The 25184-nt window shown below is 41.5% G+C and carries 26 protein-coding genes and 2 pseudogenes; 19 read left to right on the top strand and 9 right to left on the bottom strand.

Annotation, left to right across the window (positions count from 1 at the left end; genetic code table 11):
• The first annotated feature begins 153 nt into the window (after positions 1-153).
• The 4 genes from PAV_RS01715 (at position 154) to PAV_RS33080 (ending at position 2572) form a co-directional block, all read left to right on the top strand.
• Positions 154-423 (top strand): hypothetical protein, encoded by a 270-nt coding sequence (locus PAV_RS01715; RefSeq protein WP_005543070.1) that lies wholly within the window; start codon positions 154-156, stop codon positions 421-423.
• Positions 424-427: 4 nt separating this feature from the next.
• Positions 428-922 (top strand): hypothetical protein, encoded by a 495-nt coding sequence (locus tag PAV_RS01710; protein WP_005543068.1) that lies wholly within the window; start codon positions 428-430, stop codon positions 920-922.
• 415 nt (positions 923-1337) lie between these two features.
• A complete protein-coding gene (locus tag PAV_RS01705) occupies positions 1338-1859 on the top strand; it encodes a hypothetical protein (protein WP_005543065.1) in 522 nt (173 codons plus the stop codon).
• Positions 1860-2404: 545 nt separating this feature from the next.
• Positions 2405-2572: an aspartyl-phosphate phosphatase Spo0E family protein gene (locus tag PAV_RS33080; RefSeq protein ID WP_005543062.1), complete on the top strand. Its 168-nt coding sequence runs from the start codon at positions 2405-2407 to the stop codon at positions 2570-2572.
• 210 nt (positions 2573-2782) lie between these two features.
• On the opposite strand, the pseudogene PAV_RS35760 reads toward PAV_RS33080, so the two are convergent.
• A pseudogene (locus PAV_RS35760) lies at positions 2783-3132 on the bottom strand (transposase); the annotation flags it as partial.
• 544 nt (positions 3133-3676) lie between these two features.
• Between PAV_RS35760 and PAV_RS37465 the strand changes: the two are divergent.
• Positions 3677-3811 (top strand): recombinase zinc ribbon domain-containing protein, encoded by a 135-nt coding sequence (locus tag PAV_RS37465; RefSeq protein ID WP_372515338.1) that lies wholly within the window; start codon positions 3677-3679, stop codon positions 3809-3811.
• Positions 3812-4232: 421 nt separating this feature from the next.
• Entirely contained in the window at positions 4233-4670 is a 438-nt protein-coding gene (locus PAV_RS01680) for a very short patch repair endonuclease (RefSeq protein WP_081505652.1), read from the top strand.
• Positions 4671-4693: 23 nt separating this feature from the next.
• Here PAV_RS01680 and PAV_RS01675 read toward each other — a convergent pair whose 3' ends face one another.
• Together PAV_RS01675 and PAV_RS01670 are read right to left on the bottom strand one after the other, a co-directional pair.
• The gene (locus tag PAV_RS01675; RefSeq protein ID WP_005543055.1) at positions 4694-5641 is read right to left on the bottom strand and encodes a HaeIII family restriction endonuclease; all 948 of its coding nucleotides are present in this window, start codon (positions 5639-5641) and stop codon (positions 4694-4696) included.
• A gap of 21 nt (positions 5642-5662) precedes the next feature.
• Positions 5663-6619 (bottom strand): DNA cytosine methyltransferase, encoded by a 957-nt coding sequence (locus tag PAV_RS01670; protein ID WP_005543053.1) that lies wholly within the window; start codon positions 6617-6619, stop codon positions 5663-5665.
• 612 nt (positions 6620-7231) lie between these two features.
• Here PAV_RS01670 and PAV_RS01665 point away from each other — a divergent pair.
• Together PAV_RS01665 and PAV_RS01660 are read left to right on the top strand one after the other, a co-directional pair.
• Entirely contained in the window at positions 7232-8419 is a 1188-nt protein-coding gene (locus PAV_RS01665; RefSeq protein WP_005543051.1) for an MFS transporter, read from the top strand.
• Between the two features lie 424 nt (positions 8420-8843).
• Positions 8844-9668 (top strand): annotated as a pseudogene (locus tag PAV_RS01660) (DUF4822 domain-containing protein); the annotation flags it as partial.
• Positions 9669-9790: 122 nt separating this feature from the next.
• Here the strand turns inward: PAV_RS01660 and PAV_RS01655 are convergent.
• A protein-coding gene (locus PAV_RS01655; RefSeq protein ID WP_085981350.1) for an IS3 family transposase occupies positions 9791-10935 on the bottom strand; the annotation gives its coding sequence in 2 pieces (ribosomal slippage) (positions 9791-10662 and positions 10662-10935; 1146 coding nt in all).
• Positions 10936-11106: 171 nt separating this feature from the next.
• A complete protein-coding gene (locus PAV_RS01645) occupies positions 11107-12021 on the bottom strand; it encodes a LysR family transcriptional regulator (protein WP_005543041.1) in 915 nt (304 codons plus the stop codon).
• A 237-nt stretch (positions 12022-12258) separates the two neighbouring features.
• Here PAV_RS01645 and PAV_RS01640 point away from each other — a divergent pair, with 237 nt between their 5' ends.
• The 4 genes from PAV_RS01640 to PAV_RS01625 all read left to right on the top strand — a co-directional run bounded on the left by PAV_RS01640 (position 12259) and on the right by PAV_RS01625 (position 15889).
• Positions 12259-12849 (top strand): ankyrin repeat domain-containing protein, encoded by a 591-nt coding sequence (locus PAV_RS01640; RefSeq protein ID WP_040735160.1) that lies wholly within the window; start codon positions 12259-12261, stop codon positions 12847-12849.
• Positions 12850-12915: 66 nt separating this feature from the next.
• Positions 12916-13383: a nucleoside deaminase gene (locus tag PAV_RS01635; RefSeq protein ID WP_005543039.1), complete on the top strand. Its 468-nt coding sequence runs from the start codon at positions 12916-12918 to the stop codon at positions 13381-13383.
• 33 nt (positions 13384-13416) lie between these two features.
• On the top strand, positions 13417-14640 hold the full coding sequence (locus PAV_RS01630) for an amidohydrolase (RefSeq protein WP_005543038.1): 1224 nt from the start codon (positions 13417-13419) through the stop codon (positions 14638-14640).
• Positions 14641-14668: 28 nt separating this feature from the next.
• On the top strand, positions 14669-15889 hold the full coding sequence (locus tag PAV_RS01625) for an amidohydrolase (RefSeq protein ID WP_005543037.1): 1221 nt from the start codon (positions 14669-14671) through the stop codon (positions 15887-15889).
• A 97-nt stretch (positions 15890-15986) separates the two neighbouring features.
• On the opposite strand, the gene PAV_RS01620 is transcribed toward PAV_RS01625, so the two are convergent.
• A complete protein-coding gene (locus PAV_RS01620; RefSeq protein ID WP_040734850.1) occupies positions 15987-16274 on the bottom strand; it encodes a hypothetical protein in 288 nt (95 codons plus the stop codon).
• Positions 16275-16601: 327 nt separating this feature from the next.
• Here PAV_RS01620 and PAV_RS01615 point away from each other — a divergent pair, with 327 nt between their 5' ends.
• The 5 genes from PAV_RS01615 to PAV_RS01595 all read left to right on the top strand — a co-directional run bounded on the left by PAV_RS01615 (position 16602) and on the right by PAV_RS01595 (position 20289).
• The gene (locus tag PAV_RS01615) at positions 16602-17222 is read left to right on the top strand and encodes a hypothetical protein (RefSeq protein ID WP_005543036.1); all 621 of its coding nucleotides are present in this window, start codon (positions 16602-16604) and stop codon (positions 17220-17222) included.
• 50 nt (positions 17223-17272) lie between these two features.
• Positions 17273-17455 (top strand): hypothetical protein, encoded by a 183-nt coding sequence (locus tag PAV_RS01610; protein WP_005543035.1) that lies wholly within the window; start codon positions 17273-17275, stop codon positions 17453-17455.
• Between the two features lie 115 nt (positions 17456-17570).
• Positions 17571-17795 (top strand): hypothetical protein, encoded by a 225-nt coding sequence (locus tag PAV_RS34380; protein WP_040734848.1) that lies wholly within the window; start codon positions 17571-17573, stop codon positions 17793-17795.
• A gap of 759 nt (positions 17796-18554) precedes the next feature.
• Positions 18555-19769: an MFS transporter gene (locus PAV_RS01600; RefSeq protein ID WP_005543033.1), complete on the top strand. Its 1215-nt coding sequence runs from the start codon at positions 18555-18557 to the stop codon at positions 19767-19769.
• A 280-nt stretch (positions 19770-20049) separates the two neighbouring features.
• Entirely contained in the window at positions 20050-20289 is a 240-nt protein-coding gene (locus PAV_RS01595) for a hypothetical protein (protein WP_005543032.1), read from the top strand.
• A gap of 133 nt (positions 20290-20422) precedes the next feature.
• Here PAV_RS01595 and scfB read toward each other — a convergent pair whose 3' ends face one another.
• Both scfB and scfA read right to left on the bottom strand, forming a co-directional pair.
• A complete protein-coding gene (gene scfB, locus PAV_RS01590; protein WP_005543031.1) occupies positions 20423-21802 on the bottom strand; it encodes a thioether cross-link-forming SCIFF peptide maturase in 1380 nt (459 codons plus the stop codon).
• Between the two features lie 101 nt (positions 21803-21903).
• Entirely contained in the window at positions 21904-22053 is a 150-nt protein-coding gene (scfA, locus tag PAV_RS33070) for a six-cysteine ranthipeptide SCIFF (protein WP_076321126.1), read from the bottom strand.
• A 256-nt stretch (positions 22054-22309) separates the two neighbouring features.
• Between scfA and PAV_RS01585 the strand changes: the two genes are divergently transcribed.
• The gene (locus PAV_RS01585; protein ID WP_005543029.1) at positions 22310-22864 is read left to right on the top strand and encodes a cupin domain-containing protein; all 555 of its coding nucleotides are present in this window, start codon (positions 22310-22312) and stop codon (positions 22862-22864) included.
• Positions 22865-23064: 200 nt separating this feature from the next.
• On the opposite strand, the gene PAV_RS01580 is transcribed toward PAV_RS01585, so the two are convergent.
• On the bottom strand, positions 23065-23661 hold the full coding sequence (locus PAV_RS01580; protein ID WP_005543028.1) for a Crp/Fnr family transcriptional regulator: 597 nt from the start codon (positions 23659-23661) through the stop codon (positions 23065-23067).
• Between the two features lie 187 nt (positions 23662-23848).
• Here PAV_RS01580 and PAV_RS01575 point away from each other — a divergent pair, with 187 nt between their 5' ends.
• Entirely contained in the window at positions 23849-25147 is a 1299-nt protein-coding gene (locus PAV_RS01575) for an NCS2 family permease (protein ID WP_005543026.1), read from the top strand.
• Positions 25148-25184 lie beyond the last annotated feature (37 nt).

Here is a 25184-nt window from a genome sequence, read left to right as displayed (position 1 = left end):
GATACATTTAGGAAAATCCTAAATGTTGATCTTAATTTACCATATGCCCAAATGCCTGTCTGTCGAATATTGATGGTATTTAAAATATTTTTTAGGATTTAATAATCAAAATGTCGATTATTGACATTAAACTATTTTTAGGAGGTTCCGTATTTGCTTATCAAGAGAATTTTTCTAAGCATCTATTTGATTGTAATTACAATTTTAGGTGTATTAAAAGTTCCAGTGACAGTAGTTTGGGGCAGAGAAATGAAGTATGAATTCAAGGAGTATGTTCCTCTGTGGGAGTTGCAAAGCGAACAAAAAGTCGGTGAATTCTTTGAAGCTTACGAATTGAACTATTTGAGGTTGCTGTTTGAATTGGGTATCGCTACACTTATTGTTTATGTGCTGTATGTAATTTTTAAACCTGATACAGAATAAAAGGATGCCCTATTATTCTTTCCCTTATATTAAAGACAACATTGATTTGATGAATGGATGTTTACGTGCAAAAACAGGAAATATCGATTTTGGCATTTTACAACTTGAAAATTACTTGCAAAATCACTCCGAATATAATCTCATCTATTCATTGACTATGCTTATATATCTTTTCAAACAAAATAACACCGCAGCGGAAAAATTGATTACCTATGAAAACGAAATGACAAGATCCATTGAAGATTATCGTACTACTCCTGACAAACGTTCAAAACTTGCTCATTACTATAAGCTTAAAGGGGATTTGCTACAAAAAGAAAACATTGAAGAAGCTTTCGACAGCTATATTCAAAGCGCATTAGAATATAAGAAAATTTCATTAGATAGGAAAGCTTATGAGGTATTAGGGTTGATGACAGATGCTGCTAATGGTGATGTTGAAACAACTAATGTAGTGATTCAAAAGTTAAGAACAGCCCTGAATATGTTGAGCAAATAATTCAGAAAAGGAGATAGACAACATGAAAAAAATTATTTTTTATAAGGCTGCTCGTATTATTGTTTCACTGGCTATCACAGGTGTTACTGTAGCACAATTTGGAGGCGGCGCGCCGTGGATTATCGGCTCGTAATCACTTAAAAGGGAGTTTTCCCTTGGTGATATAGTATAAGCATAGCGTAAGCACCCAAAAAGCTGCTTACTTTTACTTTTTGTTTCTCAAGTCACTAAAATATGGAATATATGCAACATATTATATACTCGCTACGTGAGGGTACTCTTTAAATCACCTTAGAAATAGATGATGTATCATTACATACAGTTGCGTATGTAGTTTATCGTGATACAGAGTCCTTCCATGTATAGAGAGTAATCAGAATCAAAACGGCAAGCGGGGTCACAAAATCAAGGTCACATGATCGAAATTGGCGAAGACAAGTTTAGCATGATGGGCACTACTGTGAAAGATGCTGATGTACGTGATATCGTTCCGGCTGAGTATTTGGAATCAGCTCAAATAGCATCTGACCTAAAATTCATTTTTGAAGAGGCATCTGTGAAAAAAGACGGCAAGTATGTATTGAATGAGGGGGAAATTGCTCAGAAGTTCGGATCTGATAATGTTGCAACCATCTCGGCATTTGTTAAGCTTGCAAACGGTGAGCAACTAACAGCAAATAACCTAAAGGGAGTGCCTCATCCAGAAGATGGGGGATTTTCCACGGCTTCATGGGGATCTTGTGTTGCCAACCAAATTATTGACTTTACAGGAATCGGTCTTTTAACTGGCGCAATGACAGAAATGATCGAAAAGAAATTGTGGGATAAGTTAGCCGTTGAAATCATCAAAATCATCGAAAAAAATGCAATTAAAGGCGGAGTTGTAGGACTTGCTGCTAGTTTGGCTTGGTTTAGTGTCCGTTGCATAGGACAGTAAAGTTACTCATCGAAGGGAATGGTGTTGCATGAATAGCATTAGATACATATCACTTTTTGTGATATCTTTGATTTTACAGATTATTATGTTCTTTGTCATAAAAAGTGACTCGGGTGTAACTATACTAGACATGTTGATTATGTCCCTTTTGTTCTGTGTATTTATGTTCATTATAGATAAGATCATCGGCAAAAAAAAGAAGATTTAATGTGGTAAGAGAGTTTGGAAGACAAAAATTATAAAAGGCTAGTCACTGCCATAGCTATCCTTCTCCCCATATTGTTTATTGTCACTTTCTTTGTTTTGCTTAAAATGAACTACTTGGTCACAGATATTATTGCATACATTTTAGCTATAGTTTGGATTGTGGCTACAATAAGAGGCATGAAGCACCGGAAGTGAATAAGAATCAAATCTAATGATAAGAACACCTTCGGGTGTTCTTAAATTCATTTTCATACAAATGTTGTTATGGTGTATTTATACAGATTTTACTGAAACGTACATTATAATCGATTGAGATAGTGTACGTGAGGTGATCTGTTATGGATTCTTTAGAAGAGAAAATTAATGAGTTTAGAAAGAAACTCAAGGAGATTGTTCAGATTAAAGGTAGCTTCGCAGACGAAGAAGTGATACAAATCAGCCAACAACTTGATACATACATTGTAGAAATGCAATCGCGGCAGAAAAAAGAATCAGCAATTCAATAACCCTGACATGAATTATCCCCTTTGTTAAGGGCACTTTGAAAAATTTATGAAGCTGAAAAAGATGATTCCTATACTGTACGAGGCCACTGAAAAACTCGTAGTTTTACGGTGCAGTTAAAAAACATGAAGCAAAAGGCGACATCTATTTTCCAGTAATAGGGGATAAGGGTCGCTTTTTTGTTATATATTCAGGTCTTTATGTCTTGTTTCTTACTTCATTAGCTTCAATATTTTCTTCAAGTTTACAGTAAAGATCGCCATCGCTCCTTGTAATTGCATGCCAGCAAGACCCGAAGATGACGCTACGTCATACCCGTGCCCTGTGTTTGAGTTCACTGTTCTTCGCTTCAATCCTGTAGTGTTCTCTAGACTTCGCTTTGAAGTACTCGCTTTCTTGGAACGACATTTGTTCCGCGTGTTCGCCAGATTTAATACTCATCGAGTAGGACTTCGGTGTAGCATCCTTCTTTAAACGGACACTTTTTCATACTTCTACATCGAAGTAGTAGGTATTCTTTTGGTTATTGTTTGTTAACTCCCTTTTTCCCAGTCCGCTTTCTGAATCGCTATATGGTCGCCCTACACACCTACATGCCTGCATATTTCCTGGTCTTCAGAAATCTGTAATTGTTAAAGATCGTCGGCAACCATTTCTTTCAAGAGATTTAATGATTCTTTAATTTTTAGCAATTCGCAAATACCGTCTTTAGCTTCAAGCACAGCAATGAGTTTTTAACAGTAGCCGATCTATTCCTCAAGAATATTACTCTTGGAAGGTCAGGGAGTAATAAATAGTTCATGAAATTGTTTAGATAAATACTAGATATTGATAACTATCCCCTTCTACGGTAAGATCAACGAACTTTTACTTTGGGAGGGGACTTTATGTTGCCACTACAGCTTTTTTCAGAATGGATCAAACCAATGTTTGATTGTTGTGAAGGAGCCTGTAATCGAACCACTCAGATTGAGGCAACTTGATCCGGATTATCAGTTGAAAGTGAAACTAGAACCTCGATTGTTTCAACTTATTTTCGAATCGGAGGACACTTTAAACTATCGTCATACTCTCGAAAAAGAGTCGATGTATAACCTCTTTACTCAATTACTCAATTACTCTATTGCACTGATTGTGGGGTGGGAATGCATTGTGTTAAACGTTCTTACGGAAAAAAGTATTACATGTGTGGTAAGTATAAGTTGAGGGGTAAAAAATATATTCCGCCACTCAATCTATGAGCAAAGTCTTGTAGATCTCATCTTAAGTGAAGTTAGATCTTCGATAGGTGACCATGTAGATAATGATGCAATAACCAAGGAAATGCGAAAGGGAGGAGCTGAGGTTAAGAAGAAAGCTGCCTTAAAGGAAATTGCATCTTTGAGGAAAGACATTGAGAGATTTGAGACACGTAAAAAAGCGAACTGGCTTGATTCTCATAAGCCCCTATCTAACAAAGATGCTGCACTAGTAGCACGGGCATTTGCTTCCGTACAAGGTGATCGTATTAATCCAACCTCCCTCCAGTGCCAAATCAATGAAAAAAACTTTCCCAATCCCTACTACACCCTATTTTGCCCGTAATAAATTTTCTGGAATTATCGCTGCCTCAATGGTGAAGAGTTTAATGTGATAACTTTAGGGCTATACTCCATTTAGGTGATGAGTTTGGCTGATAAGGTATCCCGAGAAACCAGAAGCAAAATGATGAAAGCAGTAAAATCCTCAGAAACAAAAATCGAGTTAAAAGTAAGGAAGTTGCTTTGGAAAAAAGGAATCAGGTATAGGAAGAACGTAAAGTCGCTACTTGGGAAGCCTGATATAGCAATTAAAAAAGCCAAGCTTGTCGTTTTTATTGATTCATGTTTTTGGCACTTTTGCCCTATTCATGGTCATATGCCGAAAAGCAATCTTGAATATTGGACAAAAAAACTAAATCGTAATACTGAACGCGACAAAAAAATAAATCACCACTACAAAGAACTCGGTTGGACGGTATTACGGTTTTGGGAACATGAAGTAAATGATGATGTTCATTCTGTAGTAAATCAAATTATCGAAAGTCTTAACCTTTCAAAACGAAAACAGCCATTCCGGTAACATTACGGGAATGGCTGTTTATATTACCAAGGTTCAAAATGTCGATAAAGGGTAGGCGGAACGCCTTGTAGTTGAATATCGAACTTTAAGCTTGGCTCGACAGCAGTGCTTGCACTATGAATCCGTGCAGATATGTTCCAACCTTCGTCGCAAACTATAAAAATCGTTGTATTTGAATTTGGCTTAAAATCTATGTCATAGAATCTTGACGGTAATCGTAACCTCGGTAAACGGATTTGAGGGCTAACGTTACCGGATGGTCTATTCAAAGTACCATACATTGAATAACCCTGTATTTCGGTTGTTCGGTTTCCATCATGTGCAATAACTTTATAAAAATCATTACGTCCAAGAAGATAACTTAGCAAGCGAGAAGGAATGTCGGTATTAGCTTGGTTAAGCCGTTGCAACTCTCGCATAAATGCATTCAAAACTGGAACATAGAATCGGTCTGCCTTATCATCAAGGTGTCTCCATAGAACACCCCTGCTCCGCAAATCTTCAAGTTCATTAAATATAGGTCTAATTTCATTAAAGTATGTTGCGGATGAAGGGATATTAAGCCACTCTTTACCGAAATCTATTGTTTGTGAAAGCCTTGAATGTTTCACTGCGGAATGGTTATGTTTAGCTGATAGACCTATTTCCCATTGATTTTGTCTACGAATAGCCAGTACATCTCTGACATCACCTTGCTGCCCTCTAGCATCTTGTTGAATTGAAAGTATTAGAGGTTGATTATTTTGATGATTTTCTAACTGAGGTTCAAGCCGCCTTAACACTCTTATTGCGGCATCCGCGGCAAGATTAAATTTTTGTTGTACCAAAGGTTCTGAACTTTGAAACGATAACTGAGCGCTTAGGTAAGTCGGGGTTGTCAGTATATCGATTTGCTGAATATCGGAAAGCTGATTTTGCATAGACTGCAAACATGCATATTCAAATCCTTTTCCGTTTAATACTTGTGCCACTTATTATGCACCTGCTTTCAGCTAGTAAGTATTATGTCTTTTTTCTAATTCATTAGTAAGGCATTGGCGCAACGCAACTGCAATTACTTCTGCAAGTTTGACAGGAACAGCATTTCCGATTTGCTTATATTTAGAGATTAAATCCCCTGCAAATTCCATTCCCTGCGGAAAAGTTTGTATTGCAGCGGCTTCTTGCCATGAAAAACGTCTTGTTTTGCCCTCTCCAAAACTCCATAAATCCTTATGAATCTTTATCATCATAGGGGAAGAGGGGTGAAGTGGAACTTGTTTAGCCATAGCAGGAATTGTATAGGAGACATCTTCCCAATCGCGTCTACGGTTTCTACTCATGAATCTTGAAGAGAATGGAGCATCGCAAATATCTTCATCTTTAGGAGCTGGAAGATGTTCTAGTGCTTCCCGTAGAGTTACCTTTTTATTAAAAGGGCTAGGCAATACAAAACTGTGATTTAAATCTTTTCTTATCCCAATAAAAATAACACGATCTCGATCTTGAGGGACGCCATAGTCAGAAGCATTTACCGTGTATGGCACAACATTGTAACCCTTTTCCGAGAAGTCTGCTATGATTGCTTCTAAAATCAACCCCTCTCCAAGTGTTAGGATTCCTTTTACATTCTCTGCAACGAAGGCTAGTGGTTGTTTTTCTCCAACTAGTTTTGCAAAGAAGCTGTATAATGAATTTCGCTTATCATCAATTTTCCTTGGACCTGCAAGGCTAAAACCTTGGCAGGGAAATCCACCAAGAATTACCTCGACACTTGGTACATCACTAAAACTAATGTCTTTTATATCTTTGCTTATTACCTCGGCATCAGACCATTGTTTATGAGTCTCGCAAGCATCTTTATTAATATCATTAGCCCATATTGTTTTAAAGCCTGCGACTTCAAAACCTAAATCTAATCCGCCTGCCCCACAGAACAAAGATGCAACGGTAAATTTATTATCTAGCATGAATTCAAACTCCTTTCAGGAACCTTATTATTATTCGACACTTTACGCAAAAATACTAGGAAACATATGTTCTATTTTATCGATATGTATCCAGAGTCGTCAACTTGATTAATTCGGAAGAATCTTAAAAATCAATAATATTATAGCGAATACTGCTACATCGGAAGCTGTTTATTTTGCGCAACCTCACATGATGTGGAGTGCGTGGTAGGAATATGTCGAATCAATACGTAGAAGTGTTGAATATTAGTGAAGTATATATTATTTTCTAGTGCAGAAAAATACATTAGAAACAAAATATTGAATGATAAAAATGATTAAATGCATGATTTTTAAATGAAAATTAGAATGTTTAAGAGAGTGTTTAGTGGGGCGTTCTCTTTTCCATATTGAGTCTTTTCATCAAAGCCGATTTCTCGAACTTGATATGCCGGTCGCCGTAAGAATCATACAGAAGCATCCTCCATATATATCAAAAATATTAAGCCCCCATATGTTTTTCATATTTTTATTGAAGATAGCCACATGCTAACATATACAAATGCAGATAGAGAGGGACTGGTATTCAGTCCCGACTCGTAATTTTTATCAACTCAATATAGGTGGTCATCAATGTTAACGAAGTCAGCGTTTCCACTACTGCTGTTGAACATGTTTCTCGCTAATCTAAGTATGGGTCTTGTCATTCCGATTGTGCCGGAACTTCTTGAGGAGTTTTCGGCAAGTGGACAGGCCGCAGGATATTTGGTCTCCTGCTTCGGCCTGACCCAGTTTCTATTCTCACCCATTGCAGGCAATTTGTCAGATCGATACGGCCGTAAACCAATGATTCTCATAGGTTTGGTCTTGTTCGCACTCTCCAACCTGCTTGCAGCATTTGCAAGTGACCTAACTTTATTATTCGCATCGCGATTGATTGGCGGAATAGGCTCAGCTGCCTTAATCCCGTCCATTATTGCTTATATTGCTGACATTACAGCAGATGATCAGCGCAGCAAGGCGATGTCATGGTTGGGCGCGTCGATGACATCTGGGTTTATTATCGGACCGGGTGTCGGTGGATTGCTTGCGGAATGGGGAATCAAGATGCCGTTCTATGTATCCGCATGTGTAGGAGTGCTGGCAATGGTTTGCAGCCTCTGGGGATTGCCTGAATCGGTGTCGGCGAACATTCGCCAGATGCATCGTCAAGTGGAGGAAAAGAGGGACAATGTGTTCCGTCAAATCGTGCTTTCGGTTCGGTCTCGCTATTTTGTCATGCTACTCATTGTTTTCACGATGACCTTCGGTCTGACGCATTTTGAAGCGATTTTCCCGCTCTTTGTCGTACAGGTGTACGGATTCACGACGCGTCAAATCGCTATTCTACTAACCGTATGTTCGCTCATCGGTACGTTGAATCAACTGTTGTTGACCGACCGGATTACACGACGTTTTGGGGAAAAGCAGGTTATTGTTGCCATGTTGCTATTATCAGCGGTATCCCTTGTATTCTTATTATTCTCTGGTCATTTCTTCTATGTCATGGCATTCACGATGTTATTCTTTACGTTCAATAATATTTTGCGCCCTACGATCAATACGCTGCTGTCGAGAGTGGCTTGGAATGAGCAAGGGTTTGTGGCCGGGATGAATAATGCGTATACGAGTCTCGGTACGATATTTGGACCGATGTTGGCAGGTATTTTGTTTGAAGTCCACTTCAAATTGCCCTATCTGTTTGGCGGACTCGTACTGCTCGTGAGCAGTATCTTCACGGGGAGTCGATTGAGAAATATAAAGTCTTCTCAACACGGCTGATGTGCTCCTTTCCTCCACAATCGCAATAAAAGAGAAAAGCTGTCTACGATCCATTGCTATATAAACTCCTTTATCCTATATGGAAAACATATAGAAAACTAATTAATAATATATTTTCCATTTGGTTTTCTTGGTGATAGCATATTGATCAAGAAAGGTAAAGGAGGAAAAAATTATGAATAAATATTCTACAAAGCTGGCTTCTCTGATGCTGGCGGCGTCGTTGGGAGTAACAGCTCTTCCATTTGGCGTGTTGCAAGCAGATGCTGCTTCTGTGAAACTCTCTACAGAAGAAATCCAACAGGCTATGATCGAACTTTCCAATCTTCGTGTCATGCAAGGTTATGAAGGCGGCAAAGCAAAGCGTGGTGAAGTCGCATATCTGTTGAACAAAGCGCATAAAGCAGTTCTCGCACCAAACGCCAAGCTTACCAAAGGTCAGGAAATGGCTGACATTCTGAGCGGCACGGACTGGCAGGGTACAAGAGTATATGATAAAGATCATCATGACCTGACTAAGGAAAATGCCAACTTCATTGGCCTGGCCAAATATGAAGCAAAAACCGGAAGATATGAATTCTTCGATGCAAAAACCGGTGCAAGCCGCGGTGATAGAGGAACCTTCTTCCTTACTAACGATGGAGAGAAGAGAATCCTGATCTCGGAATCGATGAATTATCAAGCAGTTGTCGATATGACAGAACTGAATAAGAATGTCTTCACATATAAAAGAATGGGTAAAGATGCTCAAGGTAACGACGTAGAAGTATTCGTCGAGCATGTTCCGTATAAAGGAAAAAAACTTGCTTTCACAGAGCCGGACAAATCATGGAATACAACGACTGGCGATATTGTTAAAAACGTTGATGGAGATCAAATTTTGGGCAGCACACTTTGGCATGGAACAAAGGTTCTGGACGAAGAGGGAAATGAGATCACAGAATACAACTCCAACTTTATCAGCCTAGCTAAATTTGACGATAAGACGAATAAATATGAGTTCTTTAATGTGAATACGGGTGAAAGTCGTGGCGATTATGGCTACTTTGATATTTTGCATGACAATAAAGTCAGAGCCCATGTTTCTATTGGAAAGAACAAGTATGGTATCGCTGTTGAAATTACCGAGCTTAACAATAATAAATTTACGTATAAAAGAACAGGTAAAGACAAAGACGGCAAAGATATAACCGTATTCGTTGAACATGAGCCATATAAAGGAGATTTTAACCCTGCATTTACTTTTTAAATGATGCAGTACGATTTGCCTCAATGAAGTGAATTCATTCGTTTGAAAATGATCAAAAAGATCCCGGATCGTTAGGGGACTGACCCCCGTTTGTGAGACAGGGATCAAAACACCTTACAAGTTTAAGCAGCCAGTCGTCGAAAATTAATCGGCGACTGGTTATTTAGTTTCGTTTGAATGCGAATTGAGTTATAGTAAGTAATGTAATCTCGAACGATCTGCTCAACGATGGCGGTCGTTGTACAGGTAATTTTTTCGAGATAGAACGTTTCAGACTTTAGTGTGGAATGAAACGATTCGATGGGGGCATTATCAGCGGGCGTTCCCTTGCGGGACATGCTCATGGTAATGCCTTTTGCTTTTATTGCTTCTTGATAAACCTGAGACGTATATACACTTCCTTGATCGCTGTGAAGCATCATATCTGAACGTAGCGGAAGCTGATTCAGCGTATCAAGAACAAAAGAAGTGTCTTGCTTGTCTGCTATACTGTAAGCCACGATCTCTCCGTTATACAAGTCTAAAATACTTGATAAGTATAGTGTTTTTCCGCCGTAAGGCAAATACGTAATATCAGTCACGAGTTTTTGCATCGGAGCAATTGCTTGAAATTGACGCTTTAACAGGTGTTCCGCGACATGTGCTGGCTGTCCAGTAGGTTTGCGTTTCTTCACTTTAACTCGGCATTGTAGTCCTTCACGTTGCATAATTCGCTGTACACGTTTGTGATTAATTTGTTGTTCCATTCGAAGGAGTGACGTGATCTTTCGGTACCCATAACGGAATTTATGTTCCGTACAGAGCTCTCGAATTTTCCCTACGGCATTATCTACACGCTTAGCTCTGCAAGATGATTTCCAACGATAATAATTAGATCGAGGAATCCCTAACCATGCACAGGCTTGAGTAATACTTATTTCTCCTCGAATGGACTCCATCCAAGCGATAACTACTTCAGGTGACACCTCCTTTCCAAATCCTTGTACTTTTTTAGAACCTCTAACTGCTGCTTAAGAAAATGATTCTCTGCTTTCACTTTTTCAAGCTCTGATAGATATTCTGGGCCTTTGCCGTAGCTGTATTGCTTACCTACTGGCTGCTCCAGGCGATAGAGTTCACCTTCCCGATACCATTTCATCCAGACTTTTAACTGAGTCTCATTTTTGATGTTTAGCTCGTTCATTACTTCTTTCACAGGAATACCAGCTAATCTCATTTCGATTGCTTTCAATTTCACTTCCGCCGGGTAACTCACTCTAGTTGCCAACGCAAAAACACCTCCAAGATTGTCTCCCTTATCTTACGATATAAGGATATTTCTCTTAAAGGTGTTTTGATTTGTCTCACGTTATGGGGTCAGTCCCTTAGGATCCGAGGGTCTTTTTTTTGATTTCCGCATTCCACAAAAAATTGGACTCCATAATAGGGCTTGAATCAATCAATCCATTTCCTTATGCGCATGATGCTGCAGATACCTTCCTTCTTTTTTGAATAAATCGATAAAATTCCGGGCCGTGTTGGATAAGCGGTGATTTTTCAGCCATATTAACCCAAGCGGAGAAGACATCCCAACGGTAGAAGAAATTTTGTGCGCATGAATCGGAACCCCTTTATGCCGATGAAGCAATGTTTCCGGAACGATCGACGAACAAAAGTCAGTGGAAACCAACTCCATCAAAAGCGCTATGTCGGAACATTCGCCGACAACGGGGGGATGCATATTAAGCCTTGAGTATGCCTCCAAAATTAAATAGTGTACACCTAATCCCTGTGTGCTTGGCAATAGGAGCCGCTCGTTAGTTATGTCCGCGAGCGTTACTTCATGTTCAAACCGTTTCTGTTTCTGGGATGTAATCAAATAAAACGGTTCGGTATACAGATGAAGAACTGAGAAATCGTCCAATTCAAGCGGCAATCGTATGAATGCCAATTCGATAGCCCGATCTCGGACTAACTGACAAAGATGAGCGGACTCATTTTGTTGGATTTTGTACGTTACCTTTGGATAGTGCTTTTGAAATTGATGTAGGATTTCAGGCAAATCAGCAACCGAAAACGTATTTACACCCATCGTCAATTTGCCGTTTACCCCATTTTCGACCTCAGTCACTTCCATTTTAGCCTCTTGCATTAATTGATCCATTTGCAAGGCATAGGAATATAAGGTTCTTCCTGCATCCGTTACTTCCATGTATTTCCCGTTTCTTTCCAACAATATCGCGCCAAGCTCCTCTTCCATTGCCCTCAATTGTTGGCTTAAAGGCGGTTGAGAAATATGGAGTCTTCTCGCTGCGGCTGATATGCTTCTTTCCTCCACAATCGCAATAAAATAGCGAAGCTGTCTGATATCCATCGTTGCAAAGACTCCTTTCTCATATATGAAAAACATATATATAACTTATTTATTATATATTTTTCGTTTGATCCCCTTCATGTTAGCATATTGGCAAAGAACGATAAAGGAGGCCGAACGATGTCCCGTCTCTTGCTGATTGTAATGGTTGTCTTACTGGCTGGGTGTCAAACCGATTTCGGCCCTTCAAAGCGTTTATCAAAGGAATCAAATTCTGATGAAAAGAAGGTGGAATGGATGAACCAGAAATTGATTTTTTCAGCAGAGGAAGGGGATACCGATAACGTTCTGAAGCTACTTCAAGACGGAGCAGACATCAATGCAACGGATGGACGCGGAAGAACGGCTGTCGTGGCAGCAACTTATAACAATAAAGCAGATACGGTAAAGGCGCTTATTCAAAAGGGTGCGGACATTAACATTCGCGACGCCAACTTAAATAATGTCCTCCTATATGCTGGAGCAGAAGGACTTCTCGAAATCGTCAAACTCGCGCTTGATGCCGGTGCCGATCCGAAACTTACGAACCGGTTCGGGGGAACAGCACTGATTCCTGCTTCGGAACGCGGACATGTCGAGGTTGTTCAAGAACTGCTTAGTCGTTCAGGCATCGACGTCAACCACATCAATAACTTGCACTGGACGGCATTGTTGGAAGCGGTCATTCTAGGCGACGGCGGAGAGAAGCATCGAAAAATCGTACAACTGTTAGTTAACCATGGCGCCGATGTGAATATTGGGGATGGAAATGGGATCACCCCCTTAATGCATGCACAGCAAAAAGGATTCCAAGAAATTGCTGACCTATTAATCGAAGCGGGGGCGTAACCCTCTTATGCTTTATCGTGCTTAAAGAGGGTTTGGAAATGAACGATAAAACATGAGGTGATTATCATGGATTTTGTAAAACGTACCATACAATTGGCTCTTACAAATGTTGAAGAAGGCGGCAGACCCTTTGCTACTGTGATCGTTAGAGATGGAGAAATCATTGCGGAGAGTCCGAATCTAGTGGCGCAAACCAATGATCCGACAGCTCATGCAGAGGTGCTTGCCATCAGAGAAGCATGTAGAAAACTGCAAACCGAGCATTTGACTGATTGTGAAATTTATATTCTTGCGAGTCCGTGTCCAATGTGTTTGGGGGCTGTTTATTATTGCAGTCCTAAAAAAGTGGTTTATATTACAACACGAGAAGATTATGCTCCATTTTATAAAGATAATCGCAAGTATTTTGAATTGGAAACGTTCTATGATGAATACTCCAAACCGATGGAGCAACGCAGGCTGCCTATGGTTCAGCATAAAGACGAAGATGCGATTAAGGTATATGAGCGCTGGAGCGAATTAAACCATAAATAAGCGTGAACAGTTGCAGCGAAGGAGGAGAATGAAGTGGCGGACAATGCTTACTGGTTAACGAATGTTCGGTTGGAGACCGGCTATCAGGTTGAGAATGGTACCGTAACGGGGACAGAAACCATGCTTTTTCATGTACAGATTTCAGATGGGGAAATCAGTGAAATCGTTCCCGCAGATCAACCTTTAGAAACGAATATGCCGAAACGGGATGCAAATCGATATCTCATGCTACCCTCTTTCCGCGATATGCATATCCATCTTGATAAGACATACTACAGTGGCCCATGGAAGGCGCCAACGATTCCACGTAAAGAACTTTTGACTAGGCTGGAGGAAGAACAGGAATTACTCCCGCGTTTGTTGCCTGTAGCCAAGGAAAGAGCAGAAAACTTGCTGGGATTGCTGACCCATGCCGGTTCGACCCATATTCGGACCCATTGTAACGTCGATCCATATATAGGACTGCGGAATTTGGAAGCTACGCTTCAAGCCGTAGAAGCTTACAAAGGAAAAGCTTCGGTTGAAATTGTGGCGTTCCCGCAGCATGGATTATTGCGCAGTGAATCTGTTTCTCTCGTAAGAGAAGCATTGAGAAGCGGTGCTGCTCTCGTTGGCGGCGTTGACCCTGCAACCATCGACGGCAATATTGAGAAGTCGCTGCAAACGGTAATAGAGCTTGCGGTGGAAGCGGATGCGGATATTGATCTTCATATCCATGATCCAGGCCATCTCGGCATTTTTACCTTTCAACGATTGGCCGCGTTAACAGCGGAAGCCGGGTGGCAAGGAAGAGTCAACATCAGCCATGCTCTGGCATTGGCTGACATTTCTCTAGAAGAGGCAAGTCAAGTGGCAGACTTGTTAGCTGAGCAGCGGATTACGATTACATCCACCGTTCCGCTTGGAAGGACACTTCCGATACCGCTCTTAAGCGAAAAGGGTGTGCAAATCTCCCTCGGTGATGACAGCATCACGGATCACTGGTCTCCTTTTGGCAAAGGAGATAGTCTTGAAAAAGCAGGTACATTAGCGGAACGATTCGGCCTGAAGGACGAACGTTCCCTTGGACAAACACTGGGGTATATTACAGGCGGCGTAACACCTCTAAATGTGGATGGACAACGCATCTGGCCTAATGTCGGAGATGCTGCCGACCTCGTTCTCGTTGATGCAAGTTGTTCAGCCGAAGCGGTTGCACGAAGAGCAAGAAGGGTCGCAGTTGTTTTCCAGGGGAATCTGGCAGCAGGAGAACTTTAATCATAGAACGTTGAAAGGATGAGCTTCATTGAATACTGCTTATTGGTTAACCAATGTCCTGTTGGAAACGGGATTTCAGGAAGATAACGGTGTGATTACGGGTACCAAAACGGAATGCTATCATCTCTTAATTGAGGACGGGAAAGTGGCGAAGATCGTCCCAGCGGTTGAGCCCGTTCAGGATGAACTCCCTAAGAAAGATGCAAAGCGGCGTCTGGTGCTGCCTTCATTTACCGAAAAACATTGTCATTTGGATAAAACATTGCTTGGTGATCGATGGCGTGCGGTAACACCTGCAAGCAATATTTTTGAACGGTTTGACATCGAGAAGCAAGTACTTCCTTCTTTGCAAACAACGACGCAAGAACGTGCGGAACAACTGCTTGATATGTATGTGAAGTCTGGTGTAACGCATGTGCGCACGCATGTCGATGTTTATCCTGAGGTTGGATTGGAGAATTTGGAACAAGTTAAGCGAGCATTGCAAACATTTGATGGGAAGCTGACCTACGAAATCGTTGCTTTTCCACAGCACGGTTTATTGCGTTCCAAGTCGAAACAGTTGGTCAGGGAAGCCCTTCGCCAAGGAGCAAGCTTCGTCGGCGGGGTCGATCCAGCCACGGTGGATGGGGATCTCGAAGCTTCCTTGCAGGAGATGGTGGAGCTAGCCGTAGAAGGAAATGCGGGCATTGACCTGCACTTGCATGACGCCGATCATCTTGGCGTTTTTACAATGAAACGATTGGCCCAGCTAACGAAAGAAGCAGGATTGCAAGGCAAGGTTGCCGTAAGCCATGCCTTTGGGCTGGGGGACATTTCCCAAGCTCAAGTGGAAGTCATGGGAGAGCTTCTGGCCGATGCAGGGATCTCCATCATTACCAGTGTACCGATAAACCGCAAGTTTCCGCCAGTCGGTTTATTACACCGGAAAGGTGTCACGGTTGCCGTCGGATGCGATAATATTTTTGACGTGTGGTCGCCTTTTGGAGATGGGGATATTTTGAAACGCGCCGGTCGTTTGGCGGAAATGTACGGATGGTCCGATGAGCAGTCATTGGCTCGGACGCTGCAATTTATTACTGACGGCAAGACACCATTACATGATAATGGCGAAAGAGTGTGGCCCGAAGTTGGAGACGATGCAAATATGGTGCTAGTCGAAGCTTCTTGTTCGGCGGAAGCTATCGCAAGAAGTTCGGACCGTGTCGCTACGATGTTCAGAGGCAATATCGTATCAGGTTCAGTTTAATGGGAATTGACGTTTCAAATTAGATTGAAAGAGTAGCCGCAATAATCCCTTATAAGTAAAAGCTCAGGCGCCGGGCTTCCCAGACCGACGCTTGAGCTTATTTTCTTCTATAGAACTTTTCCCAACCCTTTATAACTTCTGCTTGAGTCAATTGTCGTTCCCTCAGACATTGGGATGTCTCCCATTCATGTATCGCTTGTTGCTTTGTTTTGTAAAAGCGGTAGTCGCAAATATTCCAGGAACAGAACAGCTTTCTGTACCATTTTCCGTTTTGAACATCCCCTGTAAAGCGGCGTACAGCTTTGCTTGCCTGCCGTTTGCTCCAGCAGGTACCGGGTGTTTGGTGGTCTGTCCATACGGGTGATTTTTTCATACTATTGCTCATTTGGCTCTAATTCCCCTCCTTGTGGGAAGCTAGAGGCCGTCTAATTTCTTCATAATTTCACCTCTTCCAAGTTCGTATCGTTCTGTATATATAGACGTTATCGATAATCATATGTTTCTTAAATGCTTGATATTTGAGAAGCCATTTTGTTTTCTCTCGTAGTTGAAGGTATTTGGTGCATGTATCATTCAGGTTCGCAGAACTCCTTTTTTTCATGACTATTATGAACTCTGTTTTGGTAGGGTTTAACTCGATAAATGTCGAAGTATGGTGAGAAGATGAGCAGGACGGTGTTACTCGCAATGTAAATAGAGAAGGGAGAAAACAATGAAAGATTTAAAAATTCTTAAAGAACGAAAAGAGTGTGTGCTTTTTCAAACGAGTGAAAAGGATAGCCGTAATGGATGGATCGGAGGGAACGCACCGGCTTATTTTGATGAACGAGAAGGCATGGTAAATAAGGATATGGAGAGGTATTTTTATTTGTCTATCGTTAACCCTTTTGATGAAACTGAGATGATCTCCATTTTTGCTCCTAAACATTTTGAAGATCGTATTTCTAAAAATAGATATCCAAATTGTTCTTTATTAACAATGAAACATCCTAAGACAGAAGAGAGTAAATTTGATACTTTTACCGATCCTGATTTAGTAAAGCACTTTATTTCGGAAGCCAATATGGTAAGTGATAAAGCGTCATTAGAAGAACGTTTTCTTATCAAATTCGGGGGAACTCCAAGGCATATTCAGGGAGAAGAGTATTACTATAAGGAGTTGCATGATGACGGTTTTGATTTTCTATTTCAGATCGATGAGGATGGGTATCCAGATACACTCATAAAGCCGAGGAAAAGCTATCCCTTTGCGTTCGGTGCTATCTATTTATATGCACAAATGGTAGAAGGTTCGATTGAGAACCCCATACAAAGTTATTGGCAATATTCCTAAAAGTAATTATTACATGCATGTCCTAAAAAGTGTAGCGAGGTTGATTTTAAATGAACGAAGACATTACAAAAATGATTGATTGCCTAAAAGGAGCTTTAAAAGAAGATCCTTCAACGATTGTTTTTGGAAAATTAAATGACGGGATCACGGGGATTCATGAAGAAGCTGATTCTCTAAAGCTAGGAAAATATTACGAACTTATTAAAAGTAACAAATGGAGCGCGGTGCGGTGACATTGATTTATGGAGTTACAGTGAATTAGAGCGTAATCAATATGTTCTTTCAGATATGCAAGACGACAAAGAATCATGGTTATCAATAGGCCAGATTCTTTATGAACCCTTAATCATGAACAGATTTGATGGGATTGTTTATAGATTGGATGAAGACGGAACGACGATGAATGATTTTGGAGAATTGGATTTCTTTTTGAAAAATGTTGTGTTTGGATCTGGTTATTGCAAGGTGATTATGGATATGGATGGTATACGCAAGATGTCATGGGAAAAAAAGCAGTTGGGCATCCAGAAGGATACCAAGTGGTTTCCGTCATTATGTTACACGGCTAATTGACGAGGAATTAACAGTGATCGTTCTTAGCAATGAGATGACGGTGAATTCCAAAAGAATCAACCGTAATCTTACATCCATCGTTCTTCAGCAGCCGATTTGGATATGGGAGGAGCGACTTTAATTATAAAAGCCTTTTCTCAAGTTTGATACAAGATAAATTCAGCAACCTCAATCCCTTCTCACTAGAGAGGGTTAAAGCGGCTTAATTAGTCCCTATTGAGCAAATAGTGAAAAGCCCTAAGAGTCTCCATCAATAGATTTCAGTTTTGACGGAAAGCTCCCAATAAAAGCAAAATCATTATAAAAAATCTGCCAATGAAGAACACTGTAAGCAAACCAAGAAGAACCACTCCAAAAGTTTTGAAAATCTTCTTCATGTGCAAAATTCACCCTATCGCTGGGATAATGCCTTTATAATATTGAAAATAGAAGTTTTTGTTAATATGTACCATATAAATATTAATTCACTCTTATAGCATGAAATGGATGTTGACAGTATCTGCTCTATTTTGCTAGTATGTATCACGAAATAAATTTCCTTTAATGCAGTCCAGAGAGGCTGAAAAGGGCGACGTGATATTGTAAGGCTAATAATATCTATGTTTTCGCATGCCCTTTTTGCCCTTTGTGCAGAAGGGCATTTTTAGTACCTCTTTTAAAGGGAGTCCTGTGAGGCTTCAAAAGAGAATGGAAAAGTCTTGTGTAATCCATTCCCTCAAACACGCAGAAAGATCAACAAGAAACTGGAGGATCGTTAGAATGGATTATCGTAAGAAAACAGTGGCAGCTTCAGTAGCTGGATTAACGTTGGAAGGAATGGACATTATGTTTATTTCCTTTGCGATGACAATGATTATTTCGGAATTTAACATTGATTTCGCAACGGGTGGACTGATTTCTTCTATAACGAATATTGGCATGCTGCTAGGCGGCATTATTTTTGGGGTTTTAGCTGATAAGTATGGGCGGGTAAAAGTATTTACGAATACCGTCTTGTTGTTTGCAATTGGGACGGCTTTAACTGGACTAGCAACGAATATTGAAGAAGTTTATGTGTTCAGATTTATCGCAGGTCTTGGCGCAGGTGGAGAATATGGAATTGGCATGGCTCTCGTTGCCGAGGCTTGGCCGAAGAACAAACAAGGAAGGGCATCCTCATATGTGAGTGTGGGTGCACAGTACGGCGTTATTTTAGCAGCGTTACTAAGTGCTGTTATTCTTCCGCTTTTCGGATGGAGAGCTTTATTCTTTGTTGGCGTGTTACCTGTCATTTTCGCCTTTATTGTGCGAAAAAACCTTGAGGAATCTCCAGAATGGCTGGCTGCCCAGAAGAATAAAGAAATTAACAAGCAACGTGAAAAAGGCAAGCTGGCTCAACTATTTGAAACGCCTAGAACAACGATGACGACAATTTCCTTGATTATTATGGCCACGGTGCAAATTGCCGGCTACAATGGCTTAATGATTTGGCTGCCATCAATGCTGCAGAAATCGCAAGGCTTATCCGTTTCAAGCTCTGCTCTTTGGACGATTAGTACAGCGGTTGGCATGATTGTTGGGATGCTAACGTTCGGCCTGTTTATGGATCGGTTTGGCGCAAAGCGTGCTTTCGGCATCTTCTTGCTTGCCTCTTCATGTGCTGTGTTTTTATACTCCTATGCTGCTGGAAGTGTCGCTATTTTAATCGGTGGCGCGATTGTCGGCTTCTTCTCGAATGGCATGTTTGCCGGGTATGGAGCTTTAATTAGCAGCTTCTATCCTGTGCAGATTCGAAGCACAGCGACAAACACAATTTTTAACTTCGGTAGAGCAATTGGAGGATTTTCACCAATCTTTGTCGGCTATATTCTTCAAAGTTATGATATGACGGTCGCAATGATCTACTTAGCTGCCTTATACTGCATTTCCCTTATCGTCATGTTGACTCTAAAGAAAGAGCCAAGTGAGACTTTGCAACCCGTTGACGTTAAATAAATTCAAGCATGAAAGAACGAATTCCACACTATAGGGATTCGTTCTTTTTTTATGTGCACCTGGTATGGTATGAACTATAATAAAGACGTAGTTATAGGAAGCGATCTCCGCATATAAAGAAATCAGCTTTCAGGATTTGCAAACATCTCGCTTTTGGAATGTAAATTAAATAGAAAAGTAGGATGTGGAACTTACATGAACAACCATTCTAAAGGGAACAATAATAGATTTCTGAATTCATATTCCGTTAAACGAAGATGAAGAGGATTCTTATTACACAATGTCCATTGAAAGAGCGAAAGATAGAAGGGCAGATTATTCTGAGGATTTTGAGAATTTCATTCTATTTCATATCCCTTTTGCCGACAATCATGCGGATAATGATTTTTGGATTGATATCCAAACCGGGGAAATTAAATATATGGATTACGAAGAAAGCTACAACCCCGATGATGCAGTAGTTGTTGCACCTTCATTTTTAGAATTTTGCAAGCGTATTCATGAAAATCTTAGGCAATAGATCACTTTTTCGTATTATGAAAGCAATACAAATCTTTCTACATGCGTATGTTTCGCAAAATGATTCAGATACATATGGCAGACAAGTACGGACGAAAATAGCAAAGAGGGGCCGGTGCCCCTCTTTCATCTATCTACACTAAATTTTCTTCCATCTCTCTAATCGACTCGGCGACCTTGGCCATCATGGAGCATTCGATCCGTTTGCGGAACACGTCACAACTAAACTCGTAGGTTCCGTTGATGGAGCCTGTCGCATGCAAGGCATTGGCGGGACAGCCGCCGCTGCAGTAGAGCTTAGCCCAGCAATCCTGGCATTCCGGCTTCGTATAGCAGTTGCTCTCTTTGAATTGGCATTGCAGCTCAGGCCGCGTGATGCCTTCCCAGATGTTGCCCATGCTATACGCTTCATCCCCGACAAACTGGTGGCAAGGGAACAGTTCGCCCCATGGCGTGACAGCAAGATATTCGGTGCCTGATCCACAGCCCGTGATTCTTTTCTGGATGCAAGGGCCTTCTGAGAGATCGAGCATGTAATGATAGAATGTAAATCCTTTGCCTTGTTCGCTGCGCTTAATCATTTCCTTGGCGAGAATTTCGTACTGATTGTAGATCTCCGGGAGATCCTTCTCGGTAAGGGCATAGGGTTCCCTTGGATCACAGATGACAGGCTCCATCGAGATTTTATCAAAGCCAAGATCTGCGATATGGAAGATGTCATTGGTGAAATCGACATTGTTTCGCGTATACGTTCCTCGTACATAGTATTCCTGGTCTCCGCGCTTTTGGACGAATTCCTGGAACTTCGGCACGATAGAATCATAGCTGCCTTTGCCCGTAACGGTTGTGCGCAGCCGATCATGAACCTCTTTTCGTCCATCCAGACTTAAGACGACATTGTACATTTCCTGATTTAAAAACTCGGTGACCTCATCGTTTAACAGCATCCCGTTCGTTGTAAAGGTAAAGCGGAATTTTTTCTTCCATTCCTTCTCTTTGCTTCGGGCGTACTTTACAATCTCTTTGACGACTTTCCAAGCCATAAGCGGTTCCCCGCCGAAGAAGTCGATGTCAAGGTTTCGGTGATGGCCCGAATTTTCGAGTAAGTAATCAATAGCTCTTTGTCCAACCTCCACGCTCATAATTGCGCGATCGCCATTGTATTTCCCTTGGCTGGCGAAGCAATACTCGCATGACAGATTGCAAGTATGCGCGACATTGAGACAGAGCGCCTTCACATACGTTTTTCGTGCTTTTAAATGAATAGACAGTTCCTCATAAGCATCCTCTGTAAAAAGCTGCTCATTCTTTATAAGTTCCTCGACCTCTGAGATTGTCCCTCGAATGCTTTCTTCTGTATATTGTTTTTCCTTCATTAATGCCAGGATTCGTTCGGGTGTTTCCTGTTCATAAAGCGCAATGATCTCATACGCCAGGTCATCAACAACATGCACTGAGCCACTATAGGTGTCGATCACGATGTTGTATCCGTTCAGTTGATATTGATGAATCATACTGCGAATCAAGCTCCTTTTGTCTACAAATTGCAGGTGGTATCCATAGAAACAACTTCGCCGTCCTTGGTAGGACGGCGGTAAGTTTCATTGCCTATTTGTTATTTGTTCATTGCGTTCTCACAACGCTGATTGGCAACGCCGCAGGAAGTTTTGCAAGCAGACTGGCAAGATGTCTGGCATGCGCCGCATCCGCCATGTTTTGCAGTGTCCATCAGTTTGCGTGTGCTCAGTGTGACAATTCTTTTCATCATGAGTAACTCCTCTACCATTTCATTGGCTATTATTTACCGCTACGTTGAACTATGGTAGCAACAATTCGGAATTCACAGCAATCAAAAAGGTCACACCATTTGAAATGTTTTGTCTGTAATTATCCTTCAGAGACGTGGTTTGGTGAGGGTGGAATTCGAATGAGTAATGATTCAAACAGGATCTGCTAACCTTTATATAGGCATCTGCATAGTCTATACGGTGGTGAATAATATCTGTGCGAGGAGAATGAATATGTATCCGTACTATTACCAACCATGGCATTATCCCGTTCATTATCCCCCGAGCGGCGTGAATCGGTGCTATAGTTGGAATCCATATGATTACAGCTGGTATAATCCCGAGGGGCTTTTTTCAAGGAGAAATCATATTGCATTGAAGGATTATGGGGGCCAGCCGTTTGTTGTCAATATTGAGCAGGCAGCCGAGCAAAACCAAATGTACCGTACGGCCTTATGGACTGGAGATCATTTGCAAGTGACGCTGATGAGCATTCCGGTTGGAAGTGATATTGGCTTGGAGGTGCATCCAACAACCGATCAGTTCATACGCATTGAAGAAGGGCATGGGCTTGTAAGGATGGGAGAGAGTAAGGATAAATTAGATATCGAGCAGCGGGTCGATGATAATTATGCGATTATGATCCCGGCGGGTACATGGCACAATGTAATCAACACAGGATATAAACCGCTTAAGCTGTATACGATCTATGGCCCTCCCAAGCATCCATTTGGCACCGTTCATCAAACCAAAGAAATTGCCATGGCCGCTGAAGGCAGCCATCAATGAAATCGTCTGACAGGTTGATCCAATTACATGATGAAGGCCAAATTGTGCTAGAAAGACGCTTAGATCCAAGGATCTAGGCGTCTTTTCATGAATGGACTACGATATCAATAGTATGATCCAGTTCACAAAATAAACGTTACTGGCGTAACTGATACGGCTTCGTTCTTTTGATATAGTTAGGCTGTTAGCTGACGAGGAATCTACCATTTCCGAAGTGCAGGAACCTCTTCCGTTCTTTCGCACATCTGTTCCAGTTTCTTTAAATTTAGGATATAGATATATTTCTGACGAATATCAATCAGCCCTTCACTCTGAAAGTCACTAAGGGTTTTGGAAATGGATTCGCGTGTAATGCCAACCATATTGCCGAGCAGGGCATGATTGATTTTCATATCAACTTTGTAAGCGGTTCCATGTTCTTGACCAAAATTATAATAGAGATCCATAATTTGATTTGCGACCTTCGCTCGCACATCACAGAACGTCATATAACGAATCATGCGGTTTAAAACACGAACTCTTTGGAACATTATACCGTATGCTTTGTGGAGAACAGATGGGTACTCTTCAATGATTTGCAAAAAATCTTGCTTACTGATCTGCCATGCGATAAGCGATTCCAGTGCCTCAATGGTACAAATCCGATGGTTGTCGCCAGAAATGGCCTCAGCTTCGCCGAAAATTTCACCTGGGAGTTGAATGCTGAGCACAACTTCTTTCCCATCTTGAATACGATATATTTTGACTTTTCCTGTCCGAAGAATGAAAATCTCATCGCTTTGGTCATTTTCGAACATAAATACATGATTTTTTTATAATGACGTTCTTTAAGCATCGGCGCGACGCGGCTAGCTAAATCACCTGCTGGAATCTCAGAGAAAAGTGGGATTTGAGTAATATCTATCATACTTCCATATCCTTTCATAGTGAGATCAGCACTATTGTACCATGGTTTTGCTGCGAGTAATAATGAGGAATAATTGGATGGAGGCAAAGGGATTGAATGAACGAGTAAAGGATTTGTTTCAGATTCGAGACAACGAGACTACAATACGTACGGAAATGCTGGCAGGTCTGACCTCATTTATTACGATCGCCTATATTATTGCTGTCAACGGAGCTATTCTCAGCATTGCGGGCATGCCGTATGAAGCCGCAACGATTGCAACCGTACTCTCTTCGATAGTCGGATGCATGCTGATGGCATTCTGGGCGAAATCACCGCTCATTCTGGCGCCCGGCATGGGGGATAACGCGTTTTTTGTATTTACGTTGGTGGCTTCCTTCGGTCTTACGTGGCAGCAGGCATTGGCAGCCGCATGTATCGCAGGAGTTATGTTCTTCTGCATTTCGTTGACGAAGGGCGTTACCTATTTGTCGCAGACGATACCTGTATCGATGATACGAGCCCTGACGGCAGGAATCGGGTTGTTTATTGGATTTTTAGGGTTGAAAAATGGCGGTGTGATCGTACCGAGCGAGAGTACATTCGTCCAATTAGCGAGCTTGCGTGATCCGCATGCGTTAACGACCATTTTGACACTTGCCATTGTCGTGCCGCTGTTCTTGCGCAGGGTGAAGGGGAACTTCCTGATTGGAATCATTGCAGGAACGCTCATTGGGGGATGTCTTGGAATCGTCGATTTCTCAAATATGGACAACTTTACGTTCTCCATGGCAGGGTATGACAGCCTGCTGTTTGCTTTTGATTTTAGCCAATTTAGCAGCTTTCATTTCTGGATCGCGGTGTTTTCCTTATTGATGGTCATTCTCTTTTCCAATATGGGGGCACAGTTAGGCATGCTGCCGGACAATTCGAAGTTCCGGCGTTCGTTTCAAGCTAACGCGCTATCCATTGTAGCGGCATCTATGCTGGGGTGCAGTCCGACGACAACGGTTGCTGAGTCCGCAACAGGCATCGCGGCAGGGGGAAGATCCGGCTTAACGCCATTTATTGCAGGACTATTGTTTATTCCGGCATTATTCGTTGTTCCGATTTTGAAAATGATCCCGAATGCTGCGATTGCGCCTGTGCTGATCATCGTGGGCTGTTTCATGATACAAGGTGTTAAAGATATTCAGTGGGATGACTTGACGGAGGCTTTTCCAGCATTTCTGATGATGCTTATGATGCCGTTATCTTTCAGCATCGTGAATGGAATTGCATTCGGCTTCATTGCTTACCCGATTGTCAAAATCGTCACAGGACGACGTTCTGAAATTACGGCCGCAATGTATGGGATCGCGGTATTGTTCTTGATCTATTTTCTATTGGGACAGTAAAAGAAATTGTGTAATATTTTGTCTAAATATGGTAAAC

The organism is Paenibacillus alvei DSM 29, assembly GCF_000293805.1.
Lineage (GTDB): Bacteria > Bacillota > Bacilli > Paenibacillales > Paenibacillaceae > Paenibacillus_B > Paenibacillus_B alvei.
This window is presented reverse-complemented; position numbering and strand designations above follow the sequence as displayed.

Bases quoted from the DNA above. Each gene is read 5' to 3' on its own strand.
- PAV_RS01710 (WP_005543068.1), top strand. From the start codon at position 428: ATGCCCTATTATTCTTTCCCTTATATTAAAGACAACATTGATTTGATG.
- PAV_RS01705 (WP_005543065.1), top strand. From the start codon at position 1,338: ATGATCGAAATTGGCGAAGACAAGTTTAGCATGATGGGCACTACTGTG.
- PAV_RS33080 (WP_005543062.1), top strand. From the start codon at position 2,405: ATGGATTCTTTAGAAGAGAAAATTAATGAGTTTAGAAAGAAACTCAAG.
- PAV_RS01680 (WP_081505652.1), top strand. From the start codon at position 4,233: ATGAGTTTGGCTGATAAGGTATCCCGAGAAACCAGAAGCAAAATGATG.
- PAV_RS01670 (WP_005543053.1), bottom strand. From the start codon at position 6,619: ATGCTAGATAATAAATTTACCGTTGCATCTTTGTTCTGTGGGGCAGGC.
- PAV_RS01665 (WP_005543051.1), top strand. From the start codon at position 7,232: ATGTTAACGAAGTCAGCGTTTCCACTACTGCTGTTGAACATGTTTCTC.
- PAV_RS01645 (WP_005543041.1), bottom strand. From the start codon at position 12,021: ATGGATATCAGACAGCTTCGCTATTTTATTGCGATTGTGGAGGAAAGA.
- PAV_RS01640 (WP_040735160.1), top strand. From the start codon at position 12,259: ATGAACCAGAAATTGATTTTTTCAGCAGAGGAAGGGGATACCGATAAC.
- PAV_RS01635 (WP_005543039.1), top strand. From the start codon at position 12,916: ATGGATTTTGTAAAACGTACCATACAATTGGCTCTTACAAATGTTGAA.
- PAV_RS01620 (WP_040734850.1), bottom strand. From the start codon at position 16,274: ATGAGCAATAGTATGAAAAAATCACCCGTATGGACAGACCACCAAACA.
- PAV_RS01615 (WP_005543036.1), top strand. From the start codon at position 16,602: ATGAAAGATTTAAAAATTCTTAAAGAACGAAAAGAGTGTGTGCTTTTT.
- PAV_RS01610 (WP_005543035.1), top strand. From the start codon at position 17,273: ATGAACGAAGACATTACAAAAATGATTGATTGCCTAAAAGGAGCTTTA.
- PAV_RS34380 (WP_040734848.1), top strand. From the start codon at position 17,571: ATGAACAGATTTGATGGGATTGTTTATAGATTGGATGAAGACGGAACG.
- PAV_RS01600 (WP_005543033.1), top strand. From the start codon at position 18,555: ATGGATTATCGTAAGAAAACAGTGGCAGCTTCAGTAGCTGGATTAACG.
- PAV_RS01595 (WP_005543032.1), top strand. From the start codon at position 20,050: ATGTCCATTGAAAGAGCGAAAGATAGAAGGGCAGATTATTCTGAGGAT.
- scfB (WP_005543031.1), bottom strand. From the start codon at position 21,802: ATGATTCATCAATATCAACTGAACGGATACAACATCGTGATCGACACC.
- scfA (WP_076321126.1), bottom strand. From the start codon at position 22,053: ATGAAAAGAATTGTCACACTGAGCACACGCAAACTGATGGACACTGCA.
- PAV_RS01585 (WP_005543029.1), top strand. From the start codon at position 22,310: ATGTATCCGTACTATTACCAACCATGGCATTATCCCGTTCATTATCCC.
- PAV_RS01580 (WP_005543028.1), bottom strand. From the start codon at position 23,661: ATGTTCGAAAATGACCAAAGCGATGAGATTTTCATTCTTCGGACAGGA.
- PAV_RS01575 (WP_005543026.1), top strand. From the start codon at position 23,849: ATGGAGGCAAAGGGATTGAATGAACGAGTAAAGGATTTGTTTCAGATT.